This is a genomic window from Amycolatopsis sp. NPDC024027, from assembly GCF_040638975.1.
Taxonomy (GTDB): Bacteria; Actinomycetota; Actinomycetes; order Mycobacteriales; family Pseudonocardiaceae; genus Amycolatopsis.
Genome location: NZ_JBEZYY010000001.1, coordinates 274,691 through 298,988 on the forward strand (window position 1 = coordinate 274,691; position 24,298 = coordinate 298,988).

General features: G+C 70.7%; 26 protein-coding genes. 17 read left to right on the plus strand and 9 right to left on the minus strand.

What is annotated here, in order from left to right; all coding sequences use genetic code 11:
* Positions 1-48: 48 nt before the first annotated feature.
* Positions 49-1,026: an NAD(P)H-dependent oxidoreductase gene (locus AB0F52_RS01225; protein WP_360163300.1), complete on the minus strand. Its 978-nt coding sequence runs from the start codon at positions 1,024-1,026 to the stop codon at positions 49-51.
* 100 nt (positions 1,027-1,126) lie between these two features.
* Between AB0F52_RS01225 and sigJ the strand changes: the two genes are divergently transcribed.
* From sigJ to AB0F52_RS01270, 9 genes are all read left to right on the plus strand, one after another.
* On the plus strand, positions 1,127-2,029 hold the full coding sequence (sigJ, locus tag AB0F52_RS01230; RefSeq protein WP_360163302.1) for an RNA polymerase sigma factor SigJ: 903 nt from the start codon (positions 1,127-1,129) through the stop codon (positions 2,027-2,029).
* Positions 2,030-2,113: 84 nt separating this feature from the next.
* Positions 2,114-2,911 carry an SGNH/GDSL hydrolase family protein gene (locus AB0F52_RS01235; protein WP_360163304.1) on the plus strand — a complete coding sequence of 266 codons (798 nt, stop codon included), beginning with the start codon at positions 2,114-2,116 and terminating at the stop codon, positions 2,909-2,911.
* Positions 2,890-3,477, plus strand: coding sequence for a TetR/AcrR family transcriptional regulator (locus AB0F52_RS01240; RefSeq protein ID WP_360163306.1), 588 nt, complete (start codon positions 2,890-2,892; stop codon positions 3,475-3,477). The genes AB0F52_RS01235 and AB0F52_RS01240 overlap by 22 nt, the downstream gene beginning before the upstream one ends.
* A 17-nt stretch (positions 3,478-3,494) precedes the next feature.
* Positions 3,495-4,214 carry a DUF2786 domain-containing protein gene (locus AB0F52_RS01245; RefSeq protein ID WP_360163308.1) on the plus strand — a complete coding sequence of 240 codons (720 nt, stop codon included), beginning with the start codon at positions 3,495-3,497 and terminating at the stop codon, positions 4,212-4,214.
* 424 nt (positions 4,215-4,638) lie between these two features.
* Positions 4,639-4,998: a hypothetical protein gene (locus AB0F52_RS01250; RefSeq protein WP_360163310.1), complete on the plus strand. Its 360-nt coding sequence runs from the start codon at positions 4,639-4,641 to the stop codon at positions 4,996-4,998.
* Between the two features lie 55 nt (positions 4,999-5,053).
* Entirely contained in the window at positions 5,054-5,401 is a 348-nt protein-coding gene (locus tag AB0F52_RS01255) for a winged helix-turn-helix domain-containing protein (RefSeq protein WP_360163312.1), read from the plus strand.
* Positions 5,398-5,646, plus strand: a complete 249-nt coding sequence (locus AB0F52_RS01260; protein ID WP_360163314.1) for a hypothetical protein — start codon at positions 5,398-5,400, stop codon at positions 5,644-5,646. The genes AB0F52_RS01255 and AB0F52_RS01260 overlap by 4 nt, the downstream gene beginning before the upstream one ends.
* 117 nt (positions 5,647-5,763) lie before the next feature.
* A complete protein-coding gene (locus AB0F52_RS01265) occupies positions 5,764-7,902 on the plus strand; it encodes an MMPL family transporter (protein ID WP_360163316.1) in 2,139 nt (712 codons plus the stop codon).
* 27 nt (positions 7,903-7,929) lie between these two features.
* Positions 7,930-8,850 carry a DMT family transporter gene (locus tag AB0F52_RS01270; RefSeq protein WP_360163318.1) on the plus strand — a complete coding sequence of 307 codons (921 nt, stop codon included), beginning with the start codon at positions 7,930-7,932 and terminating at the stop codon, positions 8,848-8,850.
* Here the strand turns inward: AB0F52_RS01270 and AB0F52_RS01275 are convergent.
* Positions 8,793-10,934, minus strand: coding sequence for an EAL domain-containing protein (locus AB0F52_RS01275; protein ID WP_360163320.1), 2,142 nt, complete (start codon positions 10,932-10,934; stop codon positions 8,793-8,795). The two genes, AB0F52_RS01270 and AB0F52_RS01275, sit on opposite strands and share 58 nt — an antisense overlap.
* 14 nt (positions 10,935-10,948) lie before the next feature.
* Positions 10,949-11,134, minus strand: a complete 186-nt coding sequence (locus tag AB0F52_RS01280; RefSeq protein WP_360163322.1) for a hypothetical protein — start codon at positions 11,132-11,134, stop codon at positions 10,949-10,951.
* 180 nt (positions 11,135-11,314) lie between these two features.
* Here AB0F52_RS01280 and AB0F52_RS01285 point away from each other — a divergent pair, with 180 nt between their 5' ends.
* The 4 genes from AB0F52_RS01285 (at position 11,315) to AB0F52_RS01300 (ending at position 15,575) form a co-directional block, all read left to right on the plus strand.
* Positions 11,315-12,643, plus strand: coding sequence for a cytochrome P450 (locus AB0F52_RS01285; protein ID WP_360163324.1), 1,329 nt, complete (start codon positions 11,315-11,317; stop codon positions 12,641-12,643).
* 72 nt (positions 12,644-12,715) lie between these two features.
* Positions 12,716-13,657, plus strand: a complete 942-nt coding sequence (locus AB0F52_RS01290) for an AAA family ATPase (protein ID WP_360163326.1) — start codon at positions 12,716-12,718, stop codon at positions 13,655-13,657.
* Positions 13,654-14,226 carry a hypothetical protein gene (locus tag AB0F52_RS01295; RefSeq protein WP_360163328.1) on the plus strand — a complete coding sequence of 191 codons (573 nt, stop codon included), beginning with the start codon at positions 13,654-13,656 and terminating at the stop codon, positions 14,224-14,226. The genes AB0F52_RS01290 and AB0F52_RS01295 overlap by 4 nt, the downstream gene beginning before the upstream one ends.
* Complete coding sequence (locus tag AB0F52_RS01300) at positions 14,223-15,575, plus strand: hypothetical protein (RefSeq protein ID WP_360164573.1); 1,353 nt, start codon at positions 14,223-14,225, stop codon at positions 15,573-15,575. Before AB0F52_RS01295 ends, AB0F52_RS01300 begins: the two co-directional genes overlap by 4 nt.
* A 4-nt stretch (positions 15,576-15,579) precedes the next feature.
* On the opposite strand, the gene AB0F52_RS01305 is transcribed toward AB0F52_RS01300, so the two are convergent.
* Positions 15,580-16,503 carry a YafY family protein gene (locus AB0F52_RS01305; RefSeq protein WP_360163330.1) on the minus strand — a complete coding sequence of 308 codons (924 nt, stop codon included), beginning with the start codon at positions 16,501-16,503 and terminating at the stop codon, positions 15,580-15,582.
* 62 nt (positions 16,504-16,565) lie between these two features.
* Here AB0F52_RS01305 and AB0F52_RS01310 point away from each other — a divergent pair, with 62 nt between their 5' ends.
* Positions 16,566-17,420, plus strand: coding sequence for an NAD(P)H-binding protein (locus tag AB0F52_RS01310; protein ID WP_360163332.1), 855 nt, complete (start codon positions 16,566-16,568; stop codon positions 17,418-17,420).
* Here AB0F52_RS01310 and AB0F52_RS01315 read toward each other — a convergent pair whose 3' ends face one another.
* A complete protein-coding gene (locus AB0F52_RS01315) occupies positions 17,421-17,897 on the minus strand; it encodes a D-alanyl-D-alanine carboxypeptidase family protein (RefSeq protein ID WP_360163334.1) in 477 nt (158 codons plus the stop codon).
* A gap of 88 nt (positions 17,898-17,985) precedes the next feature.
* Between AB0F52_RS01315 and AB0F52_RS01320 the strand changes: the two genes are divergently transcribed.
* Together AB0F52_RS01320 and AB0F52_RS01325 are read left to right on the plus strand one after the other, a co-directional pair.
* Entirely contained in the window at positions 17,986-18,663 is a 678-nt protein-coding gene (locus AB0F52_RS01320; protein WP_199191152.1) for a response regulator transcription factor, read from the plus strand.
* On the plus strand, positions 18,656-19,771 hold the full coding sequence (locus tag AB0F52_RS01325) for a HAMP domain-containing sensor histidine kinase (protein ID WP_360163337.1): 1,116 nt from the start codon (positions 18,656-18,658) through the stop codon (positions 19,769-19,771). The genes AB0F52_RS01320 and AB0F52_RS01325 overlap by 8 nt, the downstream gene beginning before the upstream one ends.
* Here the strand turns inward: AB0F52_RS01325 and vanX are convergent.
* The 4 genes from vanX to AB0F52_RS01345 all read right to left on the minus strand — a co-directional run bounded on the left by vanX (position 19,735) and on the right by AB0F52_RS01345 (position 22,789).
* Positions 19,735-20,343 carry a D-Ala-D-Ala dipeptidase VanX gene (gene vanX, locus AB0F52_RS01330; protein WP_360163339.1) on the minus strand — a complete coding sequence of 203 codons (609 nt, stop codon included), beginning with the start codon at positions 20,341-20,343 and terminating at the stop codon, positions 19,735-19,737. The genes AB0F52_RS01325 and vanX overlap by 37 nt on opposite strands.
* Positions 20,340-21,356, minus strand: a complete 1,017-nt coding sequence (gene vanA / locus AB0F52_RS01335) for a D-alanine--(R)-lactate ligase (protein WP_360163341.1) — start codon at positions 21,354-21,356, stop codon at positions 20,340-20,342. The genes vanX and vanA overlap by 4 nt, the downstream gene beginning before the upstream one ends.
* Positions 21,349-22,323 (minus strand): D-isomer specific 2-hydroxyacid dehydrogenase family protein, encoded by a 975-nt coding sequence (locus AB0F52_RS01340; RefSeq protein WP_360163343.1) that lies wholly within the window; start codon positions 22,321-22,323, stop codon positions 21,349-21,351. The genes vanA and AB0F52_RS01340 overlap by 8 nt, the downstream gene beginning before the upstream one ends.
* A gap of 94 nt (positions 22,324-22,417) precedes the next feature.
* Complete coding sequence (locus AB0F52_RS01345; RefSeq protein WP_360163345.1) at positions 22,418-22,789, minus strand: MerR family transcriptional regulator; 372 nt, start codon at positions 22,787-22,789, stop codon at positions 22,418-22,420.
* 89 nt (positions 22,790-22,878) lie between these two features.
* On the opposite strand from AB0F52_RS01345, the gene AB0F52_RS01350 reads away from it, so the two are divergent.
* Positions 22,879-23,526 carry an SDR family NAD(P)-dependent oxidoreductase gene (locus AB0F52_RS01350; protein ID WP_360163347.1) on the plus strand — a complete coding sequence of 216 codons (648 nt, stop codon included), beginning with the start codon at positions 22,879-22,881 and terminating at the stop codon, positions 23,524-23,526.
* The last annotated feature ends 772 nt before the right edge of the window (positions 23,527-24,298 follow it).

Sequence of the window (24,298 nt, forward strand, 5' to 3'; positions counted from 1 at the left end):
TTCGTACAGTTCGGCGCCTTTTTCCCGGGTTGCCGCCGGCACGCGCTCTCAGGGTTCGAGGTCCACCACCCCCCGGCCGGTCGCCATGTCGAACGGCACGGACGCCTGGTCGTGGACGATCACCCAGCCGTCGCCGCGGTGGCGGAAGACGAAGGTGGCGCGGACCCACATGCCGGTCACGGCTTCCCCGGTCGGCAGCGTGCCGCTGACCCGGCCGAAGCCGTGGCCGACGGCCAAGCCGGCGCTCACGGTGACCGTCAGGTCGCGCAGCTCGTAGTCCACCTTCTCGAAGATCGTGAACACCTTCGCCCAGTTCTTCAGCTTCGCTTCGACCCCGGCGTGCCGCAGCGGCGGTTCGACGTCGAAGGACACGACGTCCGGCGCGTAGATCCCGCGCAGCGCCTCGAGATCCTTGGCCCGCAGCGCTTCGATGACCTCGTCGAGCCGGCGCCTGATCGCGGTTTCCGCCTCCCCGCCCCGCAGCGGCGCCAGGGCGGTGCTCCAGGCGACGACGTGGTCGAGCAGGGTTTCCAGCGCGGCGAGCTGGTGGTCACCCGGCGCGAACACGGTGTGGTTCTCGAACTCCGTCGCCAACGGCAGCGTCACCTGCGGGGCGACGTCGGCCAGCTGCAGTGCCCCGCAGACCAGCCGCAGCTGCTCGACCGAGCGGGCGCCGCCGACGCCGCCGTACGAGACGAACCCGGCCGCCTTGCTGTTCCACTCGACGTGGATGTGGTCCATGGCGTTCTTGAGCACCCCGGGAAGGGAGTGGTTGTACTCCGGCGTGACGAAGACGAACCCGTCGCACGCCGCGACGACGGCCGCGAAGGCCCGGGTGCGCTCGTCCTGGTACTGCCCCGAGAAGCCCGGCGGCTCCTCGAGGTGGGGCAGCGGGTGATCACGCAGGTCGATCACGGCGAACTCCGCGTCACCCCGGCTCGCGGCCCGCTCGTGGACCCAGCGGGCGACCTGGTCGCCCTTGCGGCCCGGGCGGGTGCTGGCCAGCACGATCCCGATCTTGAGCATCGTTGTCCCCTGTTCGGTCGGTGGTTGCGACCGGTACGACGAAACAGGCCGCGGGAATGTCAGGCCTGACGTTCGGGCAGGCTGCGTCGTCGGAGGAGTCATGACAACGCCATCGGAACCGCTCGTCGCCGAACGACGGCACCTGGTCAACCTCGCCTACCGGCTGCTCGGCTCGCTGACCGAAGCCGAGGACGCCGTCCAGGAGACCTACGCCCGCTGGTACGCCCTGTCCCCGGCGCAGCAGGACGCGATTTCCTCGCCCGGCGCCTGGCTGACGACAGTGGCCGGCCGCATCTGCCTGGACGTCCTCGGCTCGGCGCGGGTGCGGCGGGAGCGGTACGTGGGCGAGTGGCTGCCCGAGCCGCTGCCCGACCAGCCCGGCCCGGCCGACCGGATCACCCTGGACGAGTCGGTGAGCATGGCGTTCCTCGTCGCGCTCGAAGCGATGACCCCGCCGCAGCGGGTGGCCCTCGTCCTGCACGACGTCTTCGGGTACTCCTTCGCCGAGGTCGCCGAAATCACCGGCCGGACGCCGGCCGCGTGCCGGGAACTGGCCTCCGCGGCCCGCCGCCGGATCCGCGCCGCCCGGCCCGCCGCCCCGGCCGCCCGGCAGGCCGGCCTGGTGCGGGACTTCAAGGTGGCCTGGGCTGCCGGGGACATCGGCGCGCTGATCGGGCTCCTCGACCCCGGCGCGACCTTGACCGCGGACGGCGGCGGCCGGGTCCGCGCCACGATCGCGCCGGTCGTGGGCGGCGAACTCGTCGCCCGGTACGTGGCCGAACTGGCCGCCTTCGGGGCACTGACGTTCGAAGAGCGCACGGTCAACGGCCTTCCCGGCCTGGTCCTGCGCCGCGGCGACGAACTGGCCGCCGTCTACGCCTTCGCCGTCGCGGACGACCGGATCACGCACCTTTGGGCGGTCCGGAACCCCGACAAGCTCGGCCCCTGGCTCCGCATCCCCATCACGCGAGTCGACCCTCCAGGCACGCGAGAGCTCGGGTGACCCCGAAGCAACCGAAGTAGACACCGTCTACAGAAGTTTGATAGACAGTGTCCACAAGGTGAACCACGGGTTACGGAGATCGAGATGAGTTACCACCGATTCGTCGTCGTCGGCGACAGCTGCGCCGAAGGCCTCGACGACCCGTACCCGGACCAGCGCCACTACCGCGGCTGGGCCGACTTCGTCGCCGCCCGCCTGGCCGAGGACGAGCCCGGCTTTCGCTACGCCAACCTCGCCGTCCGCGGGCGCCGGCTCGACCAGATCGTGCCCGAGCAGCTCCCGGCGGCCACCCGGCTGGCACCCGACCTGATCGCCCTCTTCGGCGGCGGCAACGACGTCATGAGCGGCGGCTGGGACGCCCGGACCGTCGCCCGCCGGGTCGACGCCGCCATCCGCGCCTGCACCGAGATCTCGCCCGTGGTCGTCACGTTCACGCTCAGCGACGTCTCCCGGCGGATGCCGCTGGGCAGCCGGATGCGCCCGCGGATCGTCGCGCTCAACGAGGCCATCCGCGAAGCGGCCGTCAGCTACGGCGCCCAGCTCATCGACCTGTGGCCCGACCAGGCCGTCACCGATTCGCGCTACTTCGGCGCCGATCGGCTGCACCTGTCCGCCCACGGCCACCGCCGGCTCGCCGCCTACGTCCTCGCCCGGCTCGGCCTCGACCACGACCCCGCGTGGCTCGCCCCGCTGCCCGGCACCGCGGCGACCGGCAGCCGTCGGGCCGACCTGCACTGGCTGCTCCGCGAAGTCCTGCCGGTCGCGGTGACGCGCACGCGCAACCGGCTGATCGGCCGCCAGCCCGGCGACGGCTTCTTCCCGAAGCGCCCGGACCTGCTCCCGATGACCTTGGACGAGGCGTGGGCACCCGGCAACGCCTGATCACGACGGCGTCGGAGCTGCTCGCCGAAGAAGGCGTCGGCGCGGTCACGCTCCGCGGGATCGCCAAGGCCGCCGGGGTTTCGCACGGCGCGCCGCTGCGGCACTTCTCGGGCCGCGCGGAGCTGCTGTCCGCCGTCGCGACCCGCGGGTACGCCGACCTGCTCGCCCGCCGGGAGACGCTGCCCGAAACCTCCCCGCGGGAGCGGCTCACCGCCGCCTGCCACAGCTACCTCGACTTCGCCCTGACCAACCCGGCGATGTTCGAGCTGATGTTCCGCCGCGACCTGGTCGACCCGGACGACCCGGCGCTTTCGGCGGCGGCGAGCGCGGTGTTCGACACCTTCGCCGTGCTGGTGGCGGCGGTGCCGACGTCGGTTGCGCGGTCCGGCGCCGACCTGCGGCTGGTCGCCGCGTCGCTGTGGGCGGCGCTGCACGGCCTAGCCCAGCTGTGGCTGTGGGGCGGTCTCGCGGACGCGAGCTTCGCGCCGTCGCCCGAGGCGGCGCTGGCCGTCACGCTCGACGCGTACCTCGACACGCCGACCCGGTCCACCCGCCCGAACACCTGATCGAATACCCTCTCGCCATGACCGAGTCAGACCCGCAGCTCGAGCGCATCCGCAAGCTGCTGGCCAAGGCCGAAGACCCGGCGGTCACCGAGGCGGAAGCCGAGGCGTACAACCAGAAGGCCGCCGAACTCGTCGCGCGGTACGGCATCGACCAGGCGATGCTCGCCGCGTCCGGGGCCGGCACCGACGAGATCGGCACGCTGAAGATCCCGATCGCGGACCCGTACAGCCGCGAGAAGGCGAGCCTGCTCACCTCGGTCGCGTACCCGCTGCGCTGCCGGACCCTGCTGCACCGCCTCGGCCAGAAGGTCGAGAGCGTCACGGTGTTCGGGTTCCGCTCCGACCTCGGCCGGGTGGAGCTGCTGTTCACCAGCCTCCTGCTGCAGGCGAGCACCCAGCTGACCCGCGTCCGGCCGGGCGGGTTCTTCCCCGGCGAATCCCTGGCCGCGTACCGGCGCACGTGGCTGCACGGCTTCGCCCGCGCGGTCCACGAACGGCTGTCCCACGCCGAGCAGGAAGCCGTCCGCACAGCGGTACCCGGCGAGCGGTCGGCGGAGCTGGTGGTCCGCGACCGCGCGCAGATGGTGCAGCACGCGTTCGACTCGGAATACGGCGACCTGCGCGCCGCCTCGCCCCGGCGGCTGTCCGGCAGCGGCTACCTCGACGGCCACGACGCCGGTACCCGGGCGAACCTCGACCCGGCCGCGCTGACCCGCCGCCGGAAAGCCCTGCGCTGAGCGTCGCCCGGTTGCCGCTGTCCACGGCCCGGGCTTTCCGCTTCACTGAGCGCATGCGCGTTGTCGATCTTGCCGGCCGCCCGGCCTCCCCGACGCCGCACTGAGCCTCGGCGACGTCGGTGGCCGGTTCATCGGCGAGGTTCACCCGCTTGCCACACAACGAAAGCCTGGCCTGGCTCGGACGACTGTGGACAAGTTCCGCCGTGCGCGCCGGGCCGCCCGGAATTGTCGGTGTGCGCCGGTAGCGTGGAAGACGGGGGGGCGCCCCCGGGAGCCGGTCCGGTGTAGCGCCGCGAGGGTTGTGGACAACTTTGGGCCGCGCGTGCCGGCAGCGCCGGAACTGTCGGTGTGCGCCGGTAACGTGGAAGACGGGGGGCGCCCCCAAGCGGCCCGGCCTGTCGAATGGCGCCCGCCGCATTGGGCGTTGAAGGCGCGCGCGGCGGAAACGGGGCTGCGCAAGCTGATCGTCTCGGTCCGCCCGATCGGCAAGGAGGCCGAGCCGGCGGTGCCGATGCCGGAGTACGCGGCCCGCCGCCGTCCCGACGGGCTCCTGGCCGACCGCTGGCTGCGCACCCACGAGCGGCTGGGCGCGCGCGTGGTGAAGGTGTGCCCGATCGCCGTGACACTGTCGGCCTCCCTGGCGGACTGGCACGACTGGACGGGCGTGAAGCTCCAGGACGGCGAGAACTTCATCCCGGGCGGCATCGCGCCGGTGTACGCGTCGGCCGCGTACGACACCGCGACCTACGTCGAGCCGAACGTCTGGCTCGAACACCCGATGTGATCTCGGGGATCACCCCTATGGCGCGCCCGCCCGCCACCTGCTAACTTTTGTTTGCATGTGGACGACCGGCGACGAGCTCCTGCGGCAGCTGGGCGCCCTCGGCAACCCGCACCGGCTGCGGATCATCGCGGCCCTGTCCGCCGAACGCACCTACGTCAGCAAGCTGGCCCGCGAGCTGCGGATCAGCCGCGCGCTGCTGCAGGTCCACCTGCGCAAGCTGGAAGCCGCGGGCCTGGTCTCCGCCAGCTCCGAAGTCGGCGAGGACGGCAAGACGCTGCGGTTCTACGAGGTCACGCCGTTCTCCGCCGTGCTGACGCCCCAGGCGATCGCGGCCGCCGTGCCGACGCTCACCACACCGGACTCCGTTCACGGAAACGCGGACGGCGAGGAGGGACCGACATGAACTGGCACCAGTGGCAGGAGATCATCGGCGTCATCGGGGTCTTCCTCCTGATCACCGTCGTGCTGTCGATCGCGATCGTGCAGCTGGCCTCGACCTGGCGTGCCAAGGCGAAGCTGGCGCGGGAGCACGAATACCGGTCGCTGGCCGAGAAAGCCGTCCGGACGCAGGAGGAAACCGAACGGCAGCTGCGGGACGTCCAGGACCGGCTGCGGTCCATCGAACGCGTGCTCAAGGAGGTCGACTGACCGGATGAAGGCCCTGGACCGCCGAGCGGCAACTCGGCGGCCCAGGAGGAAGAAGCAACCACCTCGCCCGAAGGCGAGCTCTCATCGGATCACTCCTTCACGAAGGGACCTTAGTTCATGCTGCCTGCAGGCACCCCGGCTCACCGGCGGGGGCCGGTGGTCGAACGCGTCACGGACTGGTCGCTGCGGCACCGCGCCGCCGCGATCCTCGGCTGGCTGGCGCTCGTCGCGCTCGCTTGGGCCGTCGGCACGTTCGCCCCCGGCACCGACGCCCGGTCCAGCCCCGCCGGCGACGCCGGTACCGGCCAAGCCGTCCTCGACCGCCAGCACACCCGCGAACCCTTCTGGGAGAACGTCCTCGTCCAGCCCCTGTCCCGAGCGGCCGCGGCCGACCTGGTGACCACGTTGACCACGTCGGGCGCGATCGCGGACATCCGCTCCCCGCTCGACGATCCCGCCCAGGTGTCCGCCGACGGGCGCTCGGGCCTGGTCACGTTCCGGATCAGCGGCACCGGCACCGAAATCCGGTCCAACCTGGTGAGGGCGACCGCGGCCGTCGACACGGTCGCCGCCCGGCACGCGGACGTCCGGCTGGCCCAGGCCGGCGACCTCACCGTGTCCGGCGCGGTCGACAAGAGCATCAAGGAGGACATCGGGCGGTCGGAGGCCCGCTCGCTCCCGATCACCGTGCTGATCCTGCTGGTCGTGTTCGGCTCGCTGGTCGCGGCGGCGGTCCCGGTCCTGCTGGCGGGCACCGCGGTGTTCGCCACCTTCGGCTTCCTGTCCGTTGTGGACAACTGGATCCCGGTCAACAGCGCGACTTCCGCGATCACGCTGCTGATCGGCATGGCGGTCGGCGTCGACTACTCGCTGTTCTTCCTGCGCCGGGCCCGGGAGGAACGCGCCCACGGCGTCGACGAGTCGATCCGGATCGCCGCCCGGACGTCCGGGCACGTGATCGTCGTGTCGGGACTGACCGTCGTGCTGTGCGTCACCGGCCTGCTGTTCACCGGTCTCGACAACCTCCGGGGCCTGACCGTGGGCACGATCCTCGTCGTCGGCCTGGCCGTGCTGGCGGCGGTGACCGTGCTGCCCGCGACGCTCTCCCTGCTCGGCCCCCGCCTCGACCGCGGCCGCGTCCCGTGGCTGGGCCGGCGCCGGACCCGCTCCCGGTTCTGGGCCGCCGTGGCAACCGTCGTCACCCGCCGGCCCGTGGTGTGGAGCGGCATCGCGACCGCCTTGCTCGTGCTGCTCACCTTGCCGGCGTTGGGAATGCGGCTGCAGGACCCGGCCCCGACCGAGAGCCTGCCGCGCAGCATCCCGGTGATCGACGCGGCCGTCCGCGTCCAGGAAGCGTTTCCCGGCCTCACCATGCCCGCGCACGTCGTGCTCTGGAACACCCGCGGCGGCCCGGTCGACACGCCCGCCCTGCGCCGGGCGATCGGGGAACTCACCGCGGCGGTACCCCGGCCGGCCGTCGTCGTCCCGGTCGACCAGGCGCTCGTGGTCCGGATCCCGCTCGGCGGCACCGGCAACGACGAAGCGGCGAGCCGCACGCTCACGACATTGCGTGAAACCCTGCTGCCGCAAACGGTCGGGCGGATCGGCGGAGTCGGTTACGCGGTGGCCGGCCGGACCGCCGAAGCCCACGACTTCACCACCCAGGTGCTCGCTCGGGCGCCGTACACCTTCGGGTTCATCCTGCTGCTCGCGTTCGTGCTGCTGCTCGTGGTGTTCCGGTCGGTCGCGGTGCCGGTGGTGTCGATCCTGCTCAACCTGCTGTCCGCCGGCGCGGCCTACGGCGTGCTCACTGTCGTGTTCCAAGGCGGCTTTTTGGCGCCGCTACTGGGTTTCACGCCCTACGGCGGGGTGCTCGGCTGGCTGCCGATGTTCCTCTTCGTGCTGCTGTTCGGCCTGAGCACCGACTACCACGTGTTCATCCTCAGCCGGATCCGCGAACGGCGGCGGCCGGGGGTGCCGGCCCGGCAGGCGATCGTCGAGGGCACCGCGAGCAGTTCCGGCGTGGTGACGAGCGCCGCGCTGATCATGACCGGGGTGTTCAGCGTCTTCCTCAGCCTCGCCGCGATCGAGTACAAGATGCTCGGCCTCGGCATGGCGTTCGCGATCCTGCTCGACGCGACGATCGTCCGCGGCGTCCTGCTGCCCGCCGCGCTGGCGTTGTTCGGCGACCGGCTCTGGCGCCAAGACACTGTAGGAAGCCTTAACGATCCCTCCAGAACTCTTCGCTTGTCCTGACAGATCTTCTTCGGCACCGTTGATCACATGAACGGTGGACGGGGCGCCTCGGCGCGCATGGTGGTGCTAGCCCTGCTGTGGGGCTCGGGTTTCCTCTGGATCAAGCTGGCCCTGACCGGCCTGAGCCCCGTCCACCTCACCCTCGTCCGGTGCGCCCTCGGCGCGCTGACGCTCTTGGTCATGGCCTTCGCGGCCCGGCAGCGGCTGCCCCGGGACCGCGGGACCTGGGCCCGGCTGATCGTCGCGGCGTTCTTCTGCAACGCCCTGCCGTTCGCGCTGTTCGGCATCGGGGAACGCACCGTCGACTCCGGGGTCGCCGGCGTCATGAACGCCACCACCCCGCTGTGGTCGCTGCTGATCGGCGTCGCGCTCGGGACGGAACGGCGGCTCAACCCGGCGCGGCTGCTCGGGCTGGCCCTCGGCTTCGCCGGCATCGTGGTGATCTTCGCGCCGTGGCAACAGTCGGGGCTGCTGAGCACGGGTGCGCTCGCCCTGCTCGGCGCCGGCCTCAGCTACGCGATCGCGTTCGCCTACATGGCGCGGAAGCTGCCGGCGGACGGCGCTCCGCTCGCGTTGTCGGCCGCGCAGCTGATGACCGCCACCGCACTGACCGCACTGGCGCTGCCGGTCGCTTCCACGGCGCCGCACCTGACGCTCACCGCCGTCGTCGCGGTGACGATCCTCGGCGTCTTCGGGACCGGGATCACCTTCTACCTGAACTACCGGATCCTCTCCGACGAAGGCCCGACCGCCGCGGCGACGGTCGGCTACCTGCTGCCCGTCGTGTCGGTCGCGCTCGGCGCGCTCTTCCTCGGCGAGCCGCTGTCGCTCCGGGTGATCGGCGGCATGGCGGTCGTGCTGGTCGCCGTCGGCCTGACCCGGTGGCGGCCTCAGGTGCCGGCGAACTGCCCGGCGAGCTCGGCCGGCGGCCTGGCCACCCCGAAGTAGTCACCCGTCGCCAGGTCCGCACCGGCCGCGCGCCACCAGTTCGCCTGGTCTTCGGTGTGGATCCCGTCGACGACCAGGGTCGCGCCGACCTGCCGGACCAGCGGCACCAGTGCGCCGAGGAACGTCGAGTCCGACCACGCCTGCCACTCCGCCAGCCGCCGGTCGACGCGCACGATCTCCACCGGCAGGTCCTCGATCGCCCGCAGGTCGTCCGGACCCAGCCCGAACTCGTCGAGCATGACGTGCACGCCGAGGTCGGTCAGCGCGATGACGTTCTCCATGACGCCGGACACCGGGAGGGCCCCGGCCGGGACCCCGAGCAGCAGCTGCTCGGGCGGCAGGCGGGTGTCCGCCAGCAACCGCGTCACGCGCGTGCCGAGCGCGTCGTCCGACACCTGGTGCGCGGTGAGGCCGACGACCATGGAGAGGCCGAAGCCCGCGCGCTGCCGCCACCACTCGCCCTGACGGGCCGTGGCGCGCAGCATCCAGTCGCCGAGCGGCAGCACGAGCCCGGTCGACTCGGCGAGCTCCACGCAGCACTCGTGCGAAAGCGCCGTGTCGTCCGGCCGGTTCCAGTGCAGGCGCGCTTCGACGCCGGCGGCTTCGCCGTCCGCCAGCCGCGCCATCGGCCGGTACCGCACGCCGATCTCGCCGTGTTCCCAGGCGCCGGCCATGCCGACCGCCCGCGCCTGCGTCCGCCGGTCGTGGGCGTCGGCCTCCCGGTCGAACATCCGCCACTGGCCGCGCCGCCGGTCCTTGGCGCGCCGCAGCGTCTGGTCCGCCTGGCGCAGCAGTTCCACCGGCTCGATGCCCTTCGCCGGCCGGTGCACCACCCCGGCGCTGGCCGACAGCGCGAGCCCGTGCCCGTCGACGAAGAACGGCTCGGCGAGCTCGTCGTTGATCGCGCGCACGATGGTGTCGATGTCCGGCGTCGACTCGGTGTTCTCGACCAGGATGCCGAACTCGTCGCTGTGGAACCGCGCGATCATGGCGTTTTCGCGGGCCATCACCGCCTTGAGCCGCTGCGCGAAGTGCACCAGCAGCTGCTCGCCGACGCGGCGGCCGAGGCTGTTGCAGACCATGCCGAACGCATCGAGGTCGACGTGGAACAGCGTGACACCGTACGCCGGGTCGGCGCGCCGCAGCACCGTCTCCAGGTGGGTGCCGAAGTACTGGCGGTTCGGCAGCCCGGTGAGGACGTCGTGCAGCGCCTGGCGGCTCAGCTCGCCCTGCAGCAGCATCAGCTCGGTGCCGTCCTCGATCACGACGACGAAGTGGGAGGGCCGATCATCGGCGTCGCGCAGCAGCGAGGCGGTGAGCGAGATGCGGACGACGTCGCCGTCCCGGCGCAGCAACCGCTCCGACTGCCGGATCCGCTCCTTGCCGCCGTCCAGGAGCGCCAGCATCGCGTCGCGGAGGACCTCGACGGATTCGGGGTGGACGACGTCGTACAGCACCGAGCCGGCCAGCTCGCCGACCGGGTGCCCGAGCATCTCGGCCAGCGCCGCGTTGGCCCGCACGATCCGGCCGTCGAGGGCGACGACGGCGATCCCGCTCGCCGACGACGTCACCACTTCGTCGAAGCGCGCTTCGCTCTGCTTCAGGTTCCACTGGGCGTCCCGCACCGCTTTGAGCAGCGACAGGTGCATGATCTCCTGCTGGTCGAGGACGCTGCGTTCGTGCGCGAGGAGGAAGCCGCAGGACAGCGCGCCCAGCGCCGCGACGACCCGGTCGGCGGCGCCCTCCACCTCCTGGAATTCGGGCAGCGCGGGCAGGCCCTTGCCGAGGACCTCGAGCGTGCACCGCAGCCCGGGCTCGCCGACGTAGCCGAGGGCGACCAGCCGCGCGCCGATCCGCTCGGCCGGGCTCAGGTCCGGGGGCGTGCGGTGCGCGGAATCACCGTGGTGCAGCGAATCGCAGAGCAGGCCGAGCAGACCGCCGAGCTCCACGTCGAGCTCCTCCCGGCTCAGCGAGACGACGGTCACGCCGCTGAGCAGGTACGCCCATTTCCGGGCGAGCCGGGTCCGCCCGCGGTCCGCATCAGGTGCGGCGGGCTGGTCCGGCTGGGGTTCGATCATCGGCATGGGAGAGGTCCGCATCAGATCTTGCGGCCGATTCCGGCGTTCGTCGCGGTGCGGCCGGCCGATCCGGCTTCGACGATATCGAATCCGGCGGAAAGCGCGAAAACCCCGGCGCGCGTTCGCGAGATCGCCTGAGCAGCGCAAGCGCGGACCGGCCCGGGGATTTCGATACCCGGTGGGGTCCATTCCGGTGATCGTGCCACGAACAACACCTTCTCAGTTCAGTCGGACCGGAAAGAGCTTAGCGATTCCCCGCGGCCCGGCTACTGGGCCATCCGCGTGAGCCCACACCACCCGATCGGGCACTGTCCCGTTCGCCCGGGCGCGCCTACCGTAAGCCGTCTCCTGGGGAAATCCGCACAATGGCGCAACGGGGAGTACGCATGGGCGTCCCGGTCGCACCGGGCCGGTGGCCTTTTCTCGGGCACACTCCGGCACTCCTCCGGCAACGCTTCGCATTCACCGACGCATTGCCCGCGCACGGCGAGATCGTGAAGCTCTATCTCGGTCCGGCACCCGTCTACTTCGTCGCGAGCCCGCGATTGGCACACGAAGTGCTGGTCAACGAGGGTCCGAAGTTTCGCAAGGGCGCCATGTTCGACAAGTTCCGGCCGTTCGTCGGAAATGGCTTGGTGCTTTCGAACGGCGACTTCCACCTGCGGCAGCGCCGGCTGATGCAACCGGCGTTCCACCGCGACCGCCTGACCGCGTACGCGGAGATCATGCGGCGCGCGGCGGCGGAGATGAGCGGCTCGTGGCGAGCCGGCGAAGTGCGGGAGATCGACGACGACCTGCAGAGCCTCGCGGTGACGATCGTCGGTGAAGCGCTGTTTTCCACGGAACTGGGAAAAGCCGCGATCGCCGAAGCCCGCCGCTCGATTTACGTGATCATCCAGCAGGGAATGATTCGCGCGTTGTCGCCCAAGTTCGTCGAGAAGCTCCCGGTGCCCGGGAACCGCCGGTTCGACGAGGCGATCGCCCGGATGCAGGGGATCGTCATCGAGGTGATCCGCGACTGGCGGCGCGAAGGCACCGACCGCGGCGACCTGCTGTCGACGTTGCTGCTGGCCGGCATGACCGACGAGCAGGCGCGGGACGAGGTGCTCACCCTGCTCACCGCCGGCATCGAGACGACGGCGCTGGCGCTGGCCTGGACGTTCCACGAGCTCGGCCGGCGCCCGGACATCGAGGCGCGGGTGCACACCGAGCTCGACGAGGTGCTGGGCGGCCGCCCGGTCACCGTCGACGACCTCCCCCGGCTGACCTACGTCCGGCAGGTGGTCGACGAGGTGCTGCGGCAGTACCCGCTCTGGATGCTGATGCGCCGCACCCTCACCGAAGTCGACCTCGGCGGCACCCGGCTGCCGGAGGGCGCCGAGGTGATCGTCAGCCCGCACGCGCTCCACCACGATCCCACCTCGTTCGCCGACCCGGACCGGTTCGATCCGGACCGCTGGGAACCGGACCGGGCGGCCGCGATCCCGAAGGGCGCGTTCGTGCCGTTCGGGGCGGGCACCCGGCAGTGCATCGGGAACCGCTTCGCCCAGAACGAAATCGTCATCACGGTCGCCACGGTGGCCGCGCGCTGGCGGCTGGTCCCGGTGGCGGGCAAGCCGGTCCGCATCAAGTTCACTTCGGCCGCGTACCCGGAAAGCCTGCCGATGACCGTGGTGCCCCGCAGGCCAGATCCTGGACAGTTCCCGGACAGTTGACGGCGACCCATCCCCGGACGCCCGCCCGCGTACTACAAACGGGCCCCAGGACGAGACCACCGGGGAGTGCGCATGCGGGTCGTGGCGGTCATGAACTACAAGGGCGGCGTGGGCAAGACGACGCTGACCGCGAACCTCGGGGCGGTGGCCGCGAGCCGCGGGCTGCGGGTGCTGCTGCTCGATCTCGATCCGCAGACCAACCTGACGTTTTCGTTCTTCTCGATCGACGACTGGCACGAGCGGCTGGCGGACAAACGCACGATCAAGCAGTGGTACGGCGCCGAGCTGCCCGGGCGGGACATCCCGCTGTCCCACCTCGTCGTGTCACCGGAACGGGTCAACAAGATTCTCGACGGTACCGGCGGCCGGCTCGACCTGATCTCCTCCCACCTCGGCCTGATCGACATCGACCTCGAACTCGCCGCGCTGCTCGGCGGGACGACCACCCTCGACGGCTCGAAGCGGCGGTTCCTGGACCTGCACGGCTGCCTGCGCCAGGCGCTGGCCGACAGCTTCTTCGCCGAGTACGACCTGGTCCTCATCGACTGCGCCCCGAACTTCGGCCTGGTCACCAAGACGGCGATCGTCGCGAGCGAGCGGATCCTCGTCCCGGCCAAGGCGGACTACCTGTCCACCCTGGGGCTGGACTACCTGGTGGGCAACTGCACCGGCCTGACCCAGCAGTTCAACGACTTCGTCCACCACAAAGGCGGCGGCCGGGACCACGAGCCGATCGAACCCGAATTCCTCGGGGTGGTGTTCACCATGGTGCAGATGTACGCCCATCAGCCGACGGCCGCTCAGCAGCGCTACGTCGACGAAGCGCAGGCGAACTCCCACGTTCCGGTGCTGAAGAGTTACATCCGGAACAGCCCCGGCCATTTCGGCGACGCGGGCGAAGACGGCGTGCCGGCCATGCTGCGCGCCACCGGCCGGGACAACGTCGTGCGGGAATTCGACGAGCTCGCCGACGAGGTCCTCGGCGCCCTTTCCCTCTCCGGCGGCCACCCGTGACCGACCTGAAGAAGTTCGCCGCGTTGCAGGCCCGGGTGTACGAGTTCCTGGCACAGCAGGACGAGGCCACGCTGGAAGCGATCCTCGGCGGAACGGCCCAGCTGGCGGTGGCCGGCGCGGCCCAGCCGCCCCGCGCGCCGGAGGATCTGTCGGTACTGACGGTGAAAGAACTGCACACGCTGGCCAGGAACCGCCGCTTGCGCGGGTACAGCAAGCTCACCCGCGCCAAGCTCATCGAACTGCTCACCGGCCGCGGCCCCGAGGCACCGCCGGTCGAGCCGGCACCGGCACCTCCTGCTCCACAGCCGGTGACCACTCCACCGCCCGCCACCGCGAGACCGGGCATCGACGCGGCCGCCGTCGCCACCCACCTCCGGGAAACCGAGACCGAAGAGGAAGGCGCGTCCTACCTGGACGCGCAGCACCTCGATCGGGAGAGCCTGCTCGCCGTCGCCACCGAACTGCAGCTCACCCGGGTGGATCGCCTGAACCAGAAGGAACTGACGAGGCGGGTGCTCAAGCAGGCCATCGGGGCCCGCCGCAAGTTCGCCGGGCTGCGGAAGTGGTGACCGCCGAGGGCCGTTCGATGTACCTGATCGGCGGCCGCCGCGTCACGGTGCCGGACCTGCTGGAAGCCGGGCTGCTCGAGGCGGGGGCGAAACTCAGGTTCAAGCGCAAGCGCATCGGTGCGACCTTCGAAGCGACCGTCACCGGCACCGGCCGGATCCGGCTCGAACCCGACGGTGAGGAGTTCCGGTCGCCTTCCCGCGCGGCGATGGTGGCCGCCGGGATGCGCGCGGTCGACGGATGGCGGGCCTGGGTGGTGGTCGACGAGAAGCGCCTGCTGGATTCGGTGCGCCAGGAGTTCCTCGACCAAGCGATCTCGACCGCGAACCCGCAGACCGACGATCGAGCGCCGCAGCGCGTCCACGAGCGCTTGCGGCAGGCCCGCATCCGCGCCGACCAGGGTGATCCCGAGCGCATCACCGTCCGCGAGCTGCTGAAGCTGTGGGGTGTGGCCGATCGCGGCGACCAGATCAGCCGGATCGAAGCGGACCTGGCCAACCACGGACTGGTGACGTCCCCCGGCTTCCGCGCGGTCACGCTCGACACCGTGGTCACCTTGACCACACCCCAGGACGAAACGGAAGTCCCGCCGACACCCGACCCCCTGCCGCCCGCCGAAGACGACGAGGGCGGCGACGACCTGAACGTCCGCCTGACGGTGGGCAACCTGACACCGCTCGACGGCGTCGGGTCCGTCGGGCCCAGCAGCTCGCTCGAAGAAGCGATCACCACCATGCTCCTCAACGACTTCTCGCAGCTCGCCGTGCTGAGCGGCCCGCGCAACCCCCGCGGCGCCGTGACGTGGCGCTCGATCGCCCAGGCGATGCACCGGAAACCCGGCGCGGCCGTCGCCGATGCGATCGTCCGCGCCGAAGTCGTCGCCTACGACCGCGACCTCTTCGACGTCCTGCCCACCCTGCAGCAGCGCGAGTTCGTCCTCGTCACGGACGAAAGCAAGGCCGTGAAGGGCATCGTCACGACCGCGGACGTCGCCCGGCGCTACGGCGAGATGGCCACCCCGTTCTTCCAGCTGGGCGAGCTGGACCAGACGCTCCGCTGGATCCTGCGGTGCTCGCTGGACATCCCGACCGTCCAGCCGCTGTGCGGCCGGGCGATCGCGGAGTTCGGCCAGCTGGGCTTCGGCGACTACCAGCGGATCCTGGAGAACAAGGACGTCTGGGACCGGCTGGGCTGGCCACTGGACCGGCAGGCGTTCATCGCCCGGCTGGACGAGATCCGGCGCATCCGCAACAGCGTCATGCACTTCCACCCGGATCCGGTCTCCGAAGACGCGGTCGAGAAGCTGCGGAACTTCACCATGCTGCTGCACCGGTACCGCGCCCCGGCGTAGCCGTTCAGCCGAGCCGCCGCCGGAGGGTGGCGAGTGCGGCGTCGAGCCCGGGCGAGGACTGTTCGAGCTCGAAGTCCGCGTCCAGCATCAGCAGGTTGAGCGCGAGCGCTCCCGGTGACTCACCCGTCGCGTGCACGCGGCAGCGCTCGTCGTCCACCAGTTCGACGGGCACGGTCGACGGCAGCCTGCCCGTGATCTGCGCGGCCGGCGCGTGGACCAGGACAACGGCGCGGTGGCGGGCGAAGACGGCGTCGAGGCCGTGCACCACGTCGGCCGCGGAAGGCGCCTCGCGCGGAACGAACCTCGCCCTTTCCGGGCGCCGCACCGTCATCCGGTCGAGCCGGAACTGCCGCCAGCCGCCACGGTCCGGGTCGAAGGCGACGAGGTACCACCGCCGTCCCACCTGGACGACGCGGTGCGGCTCCACCTCGCGCCGGGACTCCGTGTCGTCCCGCGTCCGGTAGCCGAACCGGACCCGGCGGTGGTCGCGACAGGCGCCGGCGAGGAAGATCAGCAGGTCGGGGTCGACGCCGCCCGGAGCTCGCGCGGCTTCCGTGTACTGGCGCATGGCCGAGACCCGCCCCCGCAGCCGCCGCGGCAGGACCTGTTCGAGCTTCACCAGGGCGGTCCCCGCGGCTTCGCCCAGCGAAGCACTCCCGGTGGCCGTCCGCAGCGCGATGACGATGGCCACGGCCTCGTCGTCGTCGAGCTGCAGCGGCGGCACGGACGTCCCGGCACTCAGCCGGTAGCCGCCGGCGACCCCGGGAATCGCCTCGACGGGATAGCCGAGGTCACGCAGCTTCCGGATGTCGTAGCGCACGGTCCGGGGACTGACCTCGAGCCGCTCGACCAGTTCCGCGCCGGTCCACGACGGGCGGGTCTGCAGCAGGGTCAGCAACGCCAGCAGGCGAGAGGTCGGGTTCGGCATGTCTCCACACTGCGCCGGATCGAGGCAAGGAACTTGCCGCAATAGCCTGCACCATCGACGTCATGACCACCAAAACCAAGACCGTCCTCGTCACCGGCGCCACCGGCACCGTCGGCCGCCACCTGGTCCGCGAACTGCTCGCCGGCGGGCACCACGTGCGAGCGCTGACCCGCTCCCCCGAAGCGGCCGGCCTCCCCGCGGAGGTCGAACCGGTCGCGGGTGACCTGGCCGCGGCGCCGCCGGAAGGCCTGTTCGACGACGTCGACAGCGCCTTCGTCTTCCCGGCCGCGGAGGTGGCCGGCTTCGTCAAGGCGGCCGCGGCCGCCGGAGTGGCGCACCTGGTGCTGCTCTCCTCCCTCGCCGCCGCCCTGGAACACGAGCGTGACCGCGGATCGGCCAGTCAGGTGCACCACGCCGCGATCGAGGACGCCGTCCGCGACAGCGGGGCGGACTGGACGATCCTGCGGCCGGGCACCTTCGCCGGCAACCTGCTGCCGTGGGCCCAGCCGATCCGGTTCACCGGTGGCGTCCGCGGGCCGTACCCGACGTCCGCGCAGGCCCCGATCCACGAGGCCGACATCGCCGCCGTCGCCGCGGTGGTGCTGACCGAGCGGGGCCACGCCGGCCGGCACTACCCGATGACCGGCCCGCAGGCGCTGACCAGGATCGAGCAGCTCGCCGCGATCGGCACGGCCATCGGCCGGGAGCTGCACTTCACCGAGACCACGCCGGACGAGTTCCGCACCGAAATGCGCTCCTACGGCGTCGGCGACGACATCATCTCGATGCTGCTGCACTACTGGTCGGACACGGTCGAGACGCCCGACGTCGTGCGGCCGACGGTGCACCAGCTGACCGGCCGGCCCGCCCGCACGCTCGCGGAATGGGCGCGTGACCACGCGGCGGACTTCGCGTGATCACCGCATCCGCGGATCCTGCGACGGATCGGCGTACATCGGCGGGCAGCCGTGTTCGACGGCGTCGGGCCGCAGTTCGTAGTGCCACGGTTCGTTGCGGTAGACCTGGCACAGCCCGTACCGGGCGCCGTGCTCGGCCAGCCACTTCCGGGCCGCCGGCGGGCCGACGTCGACCGCCTGTCCCCGCACGTGCGCCGACCTGTCCGGGGTCGTCACCCAGCGGGCCGCGGCCGCTTCCGAGCCGTGCTTCGCGATCCCTTGACGCCGGAGCTGTTCCTGGTACGCCCAGGAACGCCAGCCACCGTTGACGACGAACGCCACGCCGTCGGCCGCGGCATCCGCCGCGGCCCGGCGCAGGGCGTCGAGCAACTCGGGATCGAGGTTGGCCACGGCCGGGGATTCGTCGTCGAAGACCGGCAGGCCGTCCGGGACGGCGCCGTGTCCCCGGCCGAGGGACGTGCGTTGGCTGGAGGTCATGGCCGCCAGTCAAGGCAGCGCGGTGTTGCCGGCACGTACGCGGTTTCCGATATGCGCCCGATAGGCGCCCGCTCGTAGCATCGGGAGGGTGCGTGTCTTGATCGTCGAGGACGAGCCCTACCTGGCCGACGCCATCCGCGATGGCCTCCGGCTGGAGGCCATCGCGGCGGACACCGCCGGCGACGGGGACACCGCGCTGGAACTGCTGAGCGTCAACACCTACGACATCGCCGTCCTGGACCGCGACATCCCCGGCCCGTCCGGTGACGAGGTGGCCCGGCACATCGTGGCTTCCGGCAGCGGGATGCCGATCCTCATGCTCACCGCCGCCGACCGGCTCGACGACAAGGCCACCGGGTTCGGGCTCGGCGCCGACGACTACCTCACGAAGCCGTTCGAACTCCGGGAACTCGTGCTCCGGCTCCGGGCCCTCGACCGGCGGCGCGCGCACAACCGGCCGCCGGTGCACGAACTCGCCGGGCTGCGCCTGGATCCGTTCCGCCGCGAGGTCTACCGCGACGGCCGGTACGTGGCCCTGACGCGGAAGCAGTTCGCCGTGCTCGAAGTCCTCGTCGCGGCCGGAGGCGGGGTGATCAGCGCCGAAGAACTGCTGGAGCGGGCGTGGGACGAGAACGCGGACCCGTTCACCAACGCCGTGCGCATCACGGTTTCCGTGCTGCGCAAGCGGCTCGGCGAACCCGGGATCATCGCGACCGTGCCCGGCGTCGGCTACCGCATCGAAACCGGGGGCGAAGACCGTGCCTAGGGAACCGGGGCTGAGCGCCCGCCTCAAACTCACCCTCAGCTACGCCGGCTTCGTCATGCTCGCGGGCATCTTGCTGCTCGTGGCCGTGCTGGCCTTCTACCTGTACTTCCTGCCGAACGGCTGGATCACCACCGAGGGCAACTTCTGGATCAACCGCGCGGTCCTGGTCCGCGCCTTCGTCCCGTTCATGGCCGCCGTGATCGTCTTCCTGCTGGTGTTCGGGTTCCTGGGCGGGTGGGTCCTGGCCGGCCGGATGCTCGCACCGCTGACCCGCATCACCGACGCCACCCGGGTCGCCGCGACCGGCTCGCTGTCCCACCGCATCCGGCTGCCCGGCCGCACGGACGAGTTCCGCGAACTCGCCGACGCCTTCGACACCATGCTCGCGCGGCTCGAGGCGCACGTCACCGAGCAGCGGAGGTTCGCCGCCAACGCGTCCCACGAACTGCGCACCCCGCTGGCGATCACGCAGAGCCTCCTCGACGTCGCCCGCAACGACCCCGAGCGCACCACCGGCGAACTCGACGAACGCCTCCGCGTCGTCAACACCCGGGCGATCGAGCTCACCGAAGCCCTGCTCCTGCTCAGCCGCGCCGAACAGCGGGCCTTCAGCCGCGACCGCGTCGACCTGTCCCTGGTCGCGGAGGAAGCCGCCGAAACGCTCCTGCTCCTCGCCGAGAAGCGGGGAGTCACCGTCGAGACGTCCGGCGAGGCCGCGCCCACCTTCGGCTCGCCGGCGCTCCTGCTGCAGCTGACGACGAACCTGGTGCACAACGCGATCGTCCACAACCTGCCCGAGCGGGGCGCGGTGTGGGTGACGACCGGCATCGAACCCGGGACCGTGGTGCTCACCGTCGAGAACACCGGTGAACACCTCGCGCAGCCCCTGGTCGCCACCCTCGCCGAGCCCTTCCAGCGCGGCACCGAGCGCATCCGCACCGACCAGGCGGGGGTCGGCCTCGGCCTGGCCATCGTCAAGAGCATCACCCAGGCCCACGACGGGACGCTCAGCCTGACCCCGCGCCCGGCGGGCGGCCTCCGCGTCGCCGTCCGGCTGCCCATCTCACTCGGCTACGCGACGGGGAAGTCGAAGTACGTGTCCGGGTAGGGCTCGTCCTTGAGGCCGTAGTGCCACCATTCGCGCTCGTACGCGGTGAACCCGCAATCCTCCATGATGGACCGGAGGTGGCGGCGGTTCCCCGCTTCGAGGCGGGAAATCCCTCGTGCGTCGTGGTGCGAGATCGCATCCATCAGATCGTGGCCACCACCTGTGGGCGCGAGCTCACCGGTGACGAGGTGGTAGAGGGTCAGGTCGACGGTGCTGCCCCGGCTGTGCCCGGATCTGGCCGCCACGTACCCCCTGGCGAACATCGTGGCACGGTCGATGTTCGGGTAGTGCCACAGCTTCGTGCGGCCGTCCTCCGGCTCGTCCACCCAGCGCAGGAAGCGGTCGACGGCGCGTTGCGGGCGGTAGCCGTCCCACAGCAGCAGCCCGAATCCGAGCGACGCGGCCTTCTCCTGTGCTTCCGCCAGGGCGGCGCACAAGGTCCTCGTGCCGATTATCCGGTTGGCGAGGTAGCCGTCCACCGGCTTGCCGGTGAAGTTGTCCCAGGTGGCGTACTTGGCGTCCCAGCGGATGCCGGGCACCAGCTCGTCCACGAAGGCGAAATCGTCGTTCACCGGGCCGTCCCGGCCACGATCCGGTCGATCAGGTCCGAGAGCGGCAAGCCGGCGGCCGCCATCATCCGCGGGTAGCGGCTGTACGACGTCAGACCGGGCAAGGTGTTGACCTCGTTGAGGACCACCGTGCCGTCGCCGGTGAGGAACATGTCGACCCGGGCCAGGCCCCCGCACCCGAGCGCTCGGTAGATGGCTTTCGCCGTCTCCTGGACGCGTGCGCGGGTTTCGGCCGGGATGTCGGCGGGCACGATGAACGTCGAGTTCTCGGAGCCGCTTTCGGGGCTGTCTTCCTGGTGGATCCGGAAGAAGCCGTGGGTGAGGGCGACCCGGTCGACCTCACCGGCGAACAGTTCCGGGCCGCTGCCCAAGATCGCGCACCCGACCTCGCTCCCGGCGACGGCCTCTTCGATCAGCACCTTCGAGTCGTACTGCGCGGCGGCCTCGATCGCGGCCGCCAGCTCTTCTTGACCGGACACCTTGCTGACGCCGAAAGACGAGCCCGAACGGGCCGGCTTCACGAAGACGGGATAGCTGAGTCCCTCGACTTCCTCGCCCGCCCGGACGATCCGGAAGTTCGGCGTGGCGATGCCCGCGTTCGCGGCGACGACGTAAGCGAGGGATTTGTCCATGCACAGGGCAGAACTCGGGACATCGCAGCCCGCGTAGGGAATCCCGGAGAGCTCCAGCAGGCCCTGCACCACACCGTCTTCGCCGAACTTGCCGTGCAGCACGGGCAGGACGACGTCCAGGCCGATCGTTTCGTACTTCCCGTCGTCGAGGACCAGCAAGCCGGGCACACTCCGGTCCGGCGACAGGACGACCGTCCTCCCGGCTTCCCAGCCCGCTTCCGGGCCGTCACAGAGTTTCCAGGCGCCGTCCTTCGTGATCCCGATCCAGAACGGTTCGTACTTGCCGGTGTCGAGGTGCCGCGCGACCTCTTGCGCGGACTTCACGGAGACGGGGTGTTCCTCGGAGACGCCCCCGAAGATGATCCCGGCCTTGAGCCTATTCATGCCGCTTCCCGCTTTCGAAGTTCAGGCAGTTGACGATGGAGTTTTCGACGGTGTCGCCGAGCGCGTGGCCGGTGTAGTAGGCGGTGTGCGGACTGATCAGCACGTTCGGCAGCTTTTGCAGCCGCACCAGCAGTTCACTTCCGACGGGCCCACCCCGGCAGTCGGCGTAGAAGACGCCCTCTTCCCCTTCGAGGACATCGAGCGCGGCCCCGCCCAGCCTGCCGTTTTCCAGCGCCGCGACGAGCGCCTCGGTATCGAGAAGAGGCCCTCGCCCGGTGTTGACGACGAACGCCCCGGCCTTCATCAGCTCGAGCCGCCGTCGATCCAGCAGGTGGTGCGTGCCGGCGTCGAGTGGCGTGTGGAGCGTGACGATGTCGCTCGACCGCAGCAGTTCGTCCAGCCCGACGTAGTCGATCCCGGCCCGAGGCCGGCTGTCGTAGCCGACCACGCGGGAACCGAAGCCCCGCAACCGATCGACGACCGCGGCCCCGATCCGCCCGGTCCCGACCACCCCGACGGTGAGGTCGCGCAGCTCTTTCCCGCGCACGTCGTTCAACCGGTAGTCGTGCTCATCCGCCCGGCACAGGACGGACTTGGCGTCCCGCACGAGCATCAACATCAGCATCAGCGTGTAGTCGGCCACGCTGTCCGGCGAATAGGCGACGTTCCCGACGGAAATGCCGATGCGCTCGGCGTATCCGACGTCGATGTGGTCGTAGCCGACGCTCCTGGTGGAGACGTACGCGACGCCAACCTGGCTGAGCGCAAGAAGAGTCTCGTTCGTGACCGGAGTCTTGTGACCGACGCTGACGCACCGGTTGCCGGACGCGAGTCCGACGTTGACCTCCGACACGGGAGCGTCTGTGATGGTCGGTGTCACGCCGAAGCGGGGAGCCATCTCCCGGAATAGCACGGCCTCGTCGGGTTCACACCCGTAGATCGTCATCCCGAGTGCCGGTTCGCTCATGCCGTTCAGTCAAGAGAGCGCGGCGTTGCCGGCACGTATGCGCTTTTCGATACACCGAGAATATGCTACCCACGAGTAATATCCGTCGCTCGCACTACCTCATGTCGTGCTGTTCTTGTGCGACCGCGAGAAGTGCGCCGAGGGCCCGCTGGGAGGCCCGGAGCTGCCCGATCGCCTCGTCGATCCGGGCGTGTTCTCGCTGGAGGTGAGTGACCATGTCCGGGCACGGTTCGGGAACGAGCTGTCCGCCGTCGGTGTGCACGCAGTGCAGGATCTGCCCGATGACGGCGGTGGGCAGTCCCGCGGCGAGCAGGGCGCGGATGCGCACGACCGTGACGATGTCGGGCTCGCTGTACTCGCGGTAGCCGTTCGCCCGCCGGGCCGGCCGGAGCAGGCCCTGTTCCTCGTAGTAGCGCAGCAGCCGTTCGTTTACCCCGGTTCTCCGGGCCAAAGCGCCGATCCGCACGTGGACCCCTCGTTCCCCCTTGACCTTCTCACCGATGTGAGACTTTAGCCTTTTGTCATCGGTGACGGAGGAAGACGAAGGAGCCGGCGATGCCAGGCGTGGTGATCATCGGAGCGGGACCGGGCCTCGGCCTCTCGGTGGCCCGCAGATTCGCCCGGGAGGGACTGCCCGTCACCTTGGTGGCCCGGTCCGAGGGCAAGCTGAAGACACTGGCCGACGCCCTGGCTCCGGCCGGAGTCCCGCTGATAACACTGACCGCGGACAGCACCGACGAAACGGCGCTGCGAACCGCACTCGACACGGCAACGGCAAAGTTCGGCCTACCGGAGGCCGTGGTGTACAATGCGGCGATCATCCAGCGGGACCGGCCCGGCGAGCTGTCCGTACCGGCGCACCAGGAGGCCTGGGCGGTCAACGTGCTGGGAGCGATCACCGCCGCGGCCCACATCGCCCCGGCAATGGCCCGCCGCGGCAGCGGTTCGTTCCTGATCACCGGCGGAATGCCCGACCCGAACCCCGAGTACGTGAGCCTCTCCCTCGGCAAGGCGGGAGTGCGAGCACTGGTGACATTGCTGGACAAGCAATACGGACCAGCCGGTGTCCACATCGCATCCGTCACCGTGAACGGCCCGATCGCCCCGGGCACAGCGCTCGACCCCGAAGACATCGCGGAGCACTACTGGCACCTGCACACCCAGCAGCGACACGAGTGGAGCCAGGAACTGGTGCACCCCTAATAGGGACCTACGCGGACAAGGTGACCCACCGGGGGTCCGGGGGCGAAGCCCGCCGGGCGGGGCGTGGGGGTTGCACCCCCACAAAACAAGGAAGCTCCACGCAAAAGGCCCGCGCCCTCCGCGGGCACGGGCCACCAAAGCGTGGGCCTGACGGAGGCCCTTTCAAGGTCTCCCCGGCCGGTCCGGCGGATGCTTGACCTCGTCCAGACGTGGCCAGACCTGTCAATTTGTGACACGCATCACACATCCGCCCGGCGGACAGCCCGCCAGCTGTACCCGGCCGAAGTTGATGAGCTCGTAGCCGCCTACCAAGCCGGAGACCGGGTCCGCGAGCTTGCCGCCCGCTTCGGCGTCAGCCGTGACACGGTCGGTAGGCGTCTCCGTGGTCGAGGCATCGACACCAAGCCGCCCGGACTCCATCCGGATGATGTACCCGAAGCCGCCAGACTCTACCGATCCGGCTGGTCGCTCGCTCGGATCGCCGAGAAGTTCGATACGACGGCCGACACGGTGCGACGAAGACTCCTGGAGGTCGGCGTGCGAATACGGGACACCCAGGGGCGGGAGCGGTAGGCCTACAAATCCGCCCCTCGCTACAAGGTGAGTGATACGACTGTCCGTGCTCACCTGCTCAGGGGCGGCATCCAACTACGCGCTGGCGGGAGGCGGCGTAAGGATATCGTCAATACCACCTTGAGCGACACGTAGTGCGCTGTCACCCCGCAGCCAGTGCGGCCTCCAGTTCGTTCAGCTTCTGCCGAGCAGTCGCGAT